The organism is Marcopretia estuarina LEGE 06307 (genome assembly GCF_056633115.1).
On the sequence record NZ_JBSJOY010000002.1, the window covers coordinates 300,154 to 306,153 of the forward strand.

Genomic DNA, 6,000 nt, shown 5'->3' on the forward strand with positions numbered 1-6,000 from the left:
CAGGCGCAGGCGCGGCTGAAGCCTGCGGTGACCGTGCAGCTCCAGTAGACCGTCATCCCAGCAAGCTCTCATTGCGACGGGCTAAGCCTCAGATCTCTTTTTGCCCTCTGAGCTGAACCGTCTGGTTTTATGAGCAGTAGGTTGAATCATGACGACCCGTCGTGAATTTGTGGTCACCGCACTGGCCACCGCAGCCGGCACTGCCACCGCCAGTGCCGGCATCTCTTCATGCTCACCGGAGCCCAGTGCTGACAGCTATGAAACCTCAGTGGATCGCACCTGGCGTCACAGCAAGGCCGCGTCCGGCGACATGCCTTCTCTGCTGCATGAGCTTGTGCGCTACGCCACTCTGGCGCCGTCCAGCCATAACACGCAGTGCTGGAAGTTCCGCCTCCGCGATGGCGCCATCTCGCTTGAGCCGGATCTTTCACGACGCTGCCCTGCTGTCGACCCGGAGAACCACCATCTGTTCGTCTCCCTCGGCTGTGCCGCCGAGAACCTGAGCCAGGCGGCTTTGGCCCATGGGTGGATGAGCCACTCCGGCTTTGATGCGGCAGGGGGCACTGTCTTGCGCTTCGCCTTAACGCCGACAACACCCGTCGCGTCAACACTGTTTCAGGCGATTCCCGAGCGCCAGAGCACACGTGGTGAGTATGACGGCCAACCCCTTGCTCGCGATGAACTGGAACTGTTGGTGAAGGCCGGTACGGGCGCAGGTGTTCAGCTGATTGTCCTGACCGAACGCAAGGCCATGGAGACGCTCCTGGAGTCTGTCGTTCAAGGCAACACGATCCAGTTGAATGATGCCGCCTTCGTGGCTGAATTGAAGCAGTGGGTCCGATTCAACGGCCGTGAGGCGGTTCGAACGGGGGATGGACTCTACGCCGCATCGTCTGGCCATCCGTCTGTGCCGACATGGTTGGGACGCCTGCTTTTCAGCCTGCTGCTTTCACCGAAAGGCGAAAACGACACGTACGCCAAGCATGTGCGCAGTTCTGCCGGTATCGCGATCTTCGCCTCGGAATCCCCAACGCCGCAGCAGTGGGTGGAAGTGGGGCGTTGCTATGAGCGCTTTGCCCTGCAATCGGCAGCCTTGGGTATTCGCACTGCGATGCTCAATCAGCCCGTAGAGGTGTCCACGCTGCGCCCGCAGCTTGCTGATGATCTGGCTCTCGGAGGGTGGCGGCCCGATCTTGTCGTCAGGTTCGGCCGAGGCCCCAGGCTGCCGTCTTCACTGCGACGGCCACTGCAGGAGGTCCTGATTTGATTCGCACGGCTGCGCTACCACTGATGGATTGATGGATCGTCTCCCCTTTCGAACCATCAAGGCTGGAATCACCTACTTCGTATTGGTGTTCGGTGTGGGCTTTGTGCTGGGCGTGATTCGAGTGACACTGCTTGTGCCGCGCCTTGGTGAACGGACGGCGGAGTTCATTGAAATGCCGTTCATGTTCGTGGCCATTGTGGTGTCGGCCCGTCTGATCACCTGGCGTTTTCGTCTTCCCGCCAGTGCCATGGTGCGCCTAGGGGCTGGATGTCTTGCGCTGGGTCTGTTGGTTGGCGCCGAGGTCTTGCTTGCAGTTGCCATTCAGGAGCGCACGCTTGGCGAGTATGTAGCCAGCCGGGATCCAGTTTCTGGTGGTGTCTATCTGGCCATGCTGGTGCTGTTTGCTGTGATGCCGCTTGTTCTGGCGCGCCTCCCATCGGCTTCCCGTGTGTGAGCCTTCTCCATCATCCAGCCACCTATTGTCTGATGATGCCGCGCCTTGTCGCTGGTTCCCAGCGCCGCACAGACATGTTGCGAGGAGTGCCCCATCACACCGGCAGCATCGGCAGACAGTGCGCCTTGATTCCATGCATGGATTCCATACACAGCTTCCCTGCATCAGAGCCTTGCCGCTGAACTCAATGTGTGGGGGCCTCCGCTCTTCCGGCATTGTGAGTTGTCGGCACATCCACCTCACGAGCCCAGGCTTTCGCTCAGATCTGTCAATGCCTGTAAGCTACGCTCACCAGCCTCCAATCTGATCAGTGATGGCATCAGCCCGGTTGCTTGCTCTCGCGGCCATCAGCTGCGGCACCCTTGCCTGCTTCCCCTGCGGCGCCCATGCGCAGAATATGGAAGATGATCTGATCATGCACTACTGCACCAATGCCGTCAACGCTGAAGTTGCCCTTTCGGGCAAGCCAGCGCCCGCCGGTCTGGCTACGTACACGTGCACCTGTGTCGTTGATCAGGTGCACCAACGTGTGAGCATCAGCAATGCCAAGACAATCTGCAAGCAGCAGGCTGCCACCAAGTTTGGTCTCTGACGTTATGCTGGGATAGGGAATCAGTGGCGTTGATCATTGTGTAGACACGCTGGCTTTTCCAGTGGAAAGCCCTCAAGCGGTTGCTTTTGGGTTTGTTGAGGAACAACGACCCCTCCCCTGTCTCACACCGGGGAAGACTGAATCACCTCCGAACGATCCTCAGGCTGCAGCTGTTTGATTGCTCAGGGGTCGATACTCGACTCTTCTGATGGCTTCATCGGCATCACCAGCTGCGCCAAGAAGCCAACGCGGATAGAGTGACACCCTGCCAGCTCGTCATTGTTCCTTACCAGTGCAGACAATCAAACTGTTGATTGTTTTGTGGCAGCTAGTTGCTTGTGAATCAGTCCCCATTCATCCCGCTGCTTCCCTTGTGCGACGCTGTCACTGACAGCATGATCCCCAAGTTGATCATCAAAAGATTGCCCCTTCTCTTCTTCGACATCCTTGGGATCACTCCTGGGCCGATCAAGGTGAGCTCGACCCATGCGATTGTGATGACGCTGCCAGAGCGTACGGTTGGCTCGAGTCCGATGAACCCTGTCGGCATCGATCATCTCTGGCTGATGACCATGACGGCAGCGATTGACTCTCACTTGATCCTTCAGGCCTGCTCCTTCACTGGAGGGGACGTGGCTCAACCGATCCACACGGGTGAACCCATCACCCGTGACTGATCGAGAGATCTACCACATGCTGACTCGATTCAGACAAGGGCTTCGACTTCGACATTGAACCTGGCCTCGCAATCAACAGGTGACCTGAGAGAAGCGTCTATGTGGTTCACGATTCGATCGGAGCAGCTTCTGCTACCTGAGTGGTAGAGAGTTCTCCGCTGGAGTCCCAGTTTGCTCCTCGCTAAGAGCTTTTGGCACCAGTGTCATCTTGCAGCCAGCGGCCAGCCACCGTAGTGGATAAGAGCATCAATGCCGGCAAGAATGTGCTCCAGATGGACTGCCTGGCACTTGAGTGCCTTGCGATTCTTGCGGATGCGAGAACACTCCGTTTAGCCACAGTAAGACATTGCTACCAGCGCATCTTGCACTTCGTGTGTGGCTTCTGATCAAGTGCTCCAAGAATTCGTGGACCCATCGTCTCATTCAGTTTCTACGTGGCTTCTTTGGCTTCGTTGAGTAGGGATCCATCACCCTGTTGTTCATACCAACAAGTGCGCAGGTGGCGTTTCTCAAGAGTGGTGCTTGGTTGAGTGATGGCGCAGGCGTATGATTCCTGCTGCCATGCCCTGTTGAAAAACCACCACCTTCACGGTATCCCCATCATCACTGGTACGTTTCCACTCCAATGAAAGACTGACAATGCGGAGCTCTCTTGATTTGCTTTGCCAACTCTTCGTTTGTGATCACGAGGCGAGCCTTGATGAGCTGGGCAGCCAATGCCACTCGAGATAGCTTGGCAGGTGCCCCAATGTCTTTGCAGAACTGGGACGCATAGTCGTCTTCCAGTTCATCCTAGGTAATGAGCTCCGCGAGCTTGATCTACCATTTAGCGCCAAAGGGCTTGTCACTCAATCGCATGAAGCAGCCCTCTAACGAGAGCCAATGTCGATGCTTGCACCGATCCATGTCGGCCAAGCCGGATGCTTTTCGGTGTTCTTGTGTCGAATCTAGTATTTTCTGCAGTCGATAACTCATTGCTTCTATTGCAGCGCAGGCGCAGTGTCCTTTTCGGGAGGGTCTGCGTGATGCCCTGCAACAGCACAGCGTCTGGTTCAGCTGCTGAGATGAACAGCTTGGTAGTAAGGAACCACCATTGACGTGGTTAGTGGGCTAGTTCCTGAAGAGGAACTCAGAACGGCGTCACCGTGACGATCAAATCGTTGTAATCCCAGTCAGCGCCACCGGAGCTGAGAAGGTCTTCGAATCCGAAGCTGTTGTCGCCAAACACCTTGAGGTGCTGGCGACCGTCAGCCGCAGTGGTATCTCCTAACGTAAAGAGATTTCCTTCGAATGAAACCACGACAGCTGCGTAATAGCCGCTGTCGGATGCATCAACTTCCCATGTCGCAAGACTCTTTGCTTGACCACCAGCCGCTATGCTGAAGTCTACGAGATTGTCGCGTACAGCAGTTCTAAACGCCTCCCCTGCGCTAGCAGAAACTCCGGCGACTTGGCTGAGTGGTTTGCCTGTCACAGGATCTACATCGAGCTTTACGAAGCTTAGGGTGTTGATGTTCTCGGAATCTGTAACGATCGAGAGGTTCAGTGTTAACTTGCCTTCTTGTAGATTTGTGAGATCGAGAATGCCATCAGAGCTTGTACGCTGCTGACTTGCCAGCGAGACCACCGATTCGAACGGATCCAATGGTGTGCTGTCGACATCAACGATCAGATCGTTGAAATCAGAGTCAGGGCTAGGATCTCCATTGTCGTCAAGAGAAACACGATAGCGTTCGCCGATCTTTTCGATGCGGAGAGCAGGATCGACGTTTTCGTTGTCGTCATTGCTGTTCTGTACGAATCTTAGGGTTTCACCCACGCCCAGGAACAACTCCTTGCCGCCCAGGAAGGTGGCCTGCGCTGTAGCACCGACACTCCCAATCGATGTCTCCTGGCCGTTGGAAAGACGCTTCACAAGATCGAAGCTGTTTTGTAGCGCTGAGTTTGCGATTACGGCATTGAGGTCGAGCCAGAGCCCTGTTCCCTGGCCTGTGCCAGCCACCACCGTGAGCCCTTGACCATCGCTTGAAATCACTAACTTGGGCGGTTCGGCATTCGTGGCCTGGAAGGTAATCACAGCGTCATTGAAGTCCCAGTCCGCAGAGCCACTTGGTAAATCTTCAAAACCGAAGCTATTGGCCCCAAGCACTTTAATGTGCTGTTTCTGATCGCTGCTCGATGATGCACCAAAGGTGTAGATCGCTCCTGTCGGCGTTATCAATACAGGTGCGTAGACACCGGCTTGGCTGCCTTGCAGCGCTACGCTAATTCCAGCAACTGTCTGTTTTCCAGATTGCGTGTAGCTGAAGCTCAGTAGATTCCTGCGAACTGCTTCATCAAAGTCTGCGCCTGCGGATGGGGCCAGGCCGCCTACAGTGCCGAGCGGGGCTCCGTTGGCGTCAGTGTCAACCTTCACCAGGCCGAATCTGTTGTTAAAGTCACTATCGGTTGTTACATCCATGCTCAGCACGATTCCATTGGCTGAGATCCAGCTGAGATCCAGATAGGCTTGATCGGATGCCTCTTGAAACTTTGCGAGCTTTGTACTTTGAGGGAAGGGGTCGAAGGTTGAGGTTTTTACCTTGAGTACAAGGTCATTAAAGTCGTTGTCGTCCCTGTTGTCGTCAAGTCGGACGACGAGACGTTCGCCGTCGCTGCTTATAGACAGAGCGGGAGAATCGTTGGCTGGCAGTTCACCGCTGACTTGGATGAACTGAAGTTGATCACCAACGGCAAGCTTTACACGGGTATCCCCTAGAAAGCCGGAATCCGGAGTTGCTCCAATGGAGCCAACTCTGGATTGGCTGCCGTCGGAGGAGATCCGCACGAGATCAACCCCGTTTTGCTTCCGTGCATTCGCCAGAACGACTGAGAGGTCGACCCAGAGCTCATCCCCCTCCGTTCCGATTACCTCCAATCCCTTGCCATCATTGGTGGGAACGAGGATTGCGGGGCCGCGATCGTCGTCTTTGAGAGCGTTTGGATCGATGTTACCGGTGTTGTTATCCGG

The 6,000-nt window shown here is 55.8% G+C and carries 4 protein-coding genes and 1 pseudogene; 3 read left to right on the forward strand and 2 right to left on the reverse strand.

Going from position 1 to position 6,000, the window contains the following annotated elements; all coding sequences use genetic code 11:
- The first annotated feature begins 148 nt into the window (after positions 1–148).
- On the forward strand, positions 149–1,267 hold the full coding sequence (locus ACWJI3_RS05770) for an Acg family FMN-binding oxidoreductase (protein WP_480203162.1): 1,119 nt from the start codon (positions 149–151) through the stop codon (positions 1,265–1,267).
- Positions 1,268–1,298: 31 nt separating this feature from the next.
- Positions 1,299–1,721, forward strand: a complete 423-nt coding sequence (locus ACWJI3_RS05775; RefSeq protein ID WP_480203163.1) for a hypothetical protein — start codon at positions 1,299–1,301, stop codon at positions 1,719–1,721.
- 319 nt (positions 1,722–2,040) lie between these two features.
- On the opposite strand, the gene ACWJI3_RS05780 is transcribed toward ACWJI3_RS05775, so the two are convergent.
- Positions 2,041–2,247 carry a hypothetical protein gene (locus ACWJI3_RS05780; RefSeq protein WP_255140900.1) on the reverse strand — a complete coding sequence of 69 codons (207 nt, stop codon included), beginning with the start codon at positions 2,245–2,247 and terminating at the stop codon, positions 2,041–2,043.
- A gap of 461 nt (positions 2,248–2,708) precedes the next feature.
- Here ACWJI3_RS05780 and ACWJI3_RS05785 point away from each other — a divergent pair, with 461 nt between their 5' ends.
- On the forward strand, positions 2,709–2,990 hold the full coding sequence (locus ACWJI3_RS05785) for a hypothetical protein (protein WP_480203164.1): 282 nt from the start codon (positions 2,709–2,711) through the stop codon (positions 2,988–2,990).
- A 1,129-nt stretch (positions 2,991–4,119) separates the two neighbouring features.
- Here the strand turns inward: ACWJI3_RS05785 and ACWJI3_RS05790 are convergent.
- Positions 4,120–6,000, reverse strand: a pseudogene (locus ACWJI3_RS05790) (hypothetical protein); the annotation flags it as partial.

What these genes read in the sequence shown, in the direction of transcription:
- ACWJI3_RS05770 (WP_480203162.1), top strand. Translation starts at nt 149, where the DNA reads ATGACGACCCGTCGTGAATTTGTGGTCACCGCACTGGCCACCGCAGCC.
- ACWJI3_RS05775 (WP_480203163.1), top strand. Translation starts at nt 1,299, where the DNA reads ATGGATCGTCTCCCCTTTCGAACCATCAAGGCTGGAATCACCTACTTC.
- ACWJI3_RS05785 (WP_480203164.1), top strand. Translation starts at nt 2,709, where the DNA reads ATGATCCCCAAGTTGATCATCAAAAGATTGCCCCTTCTCTTCTTCGAC.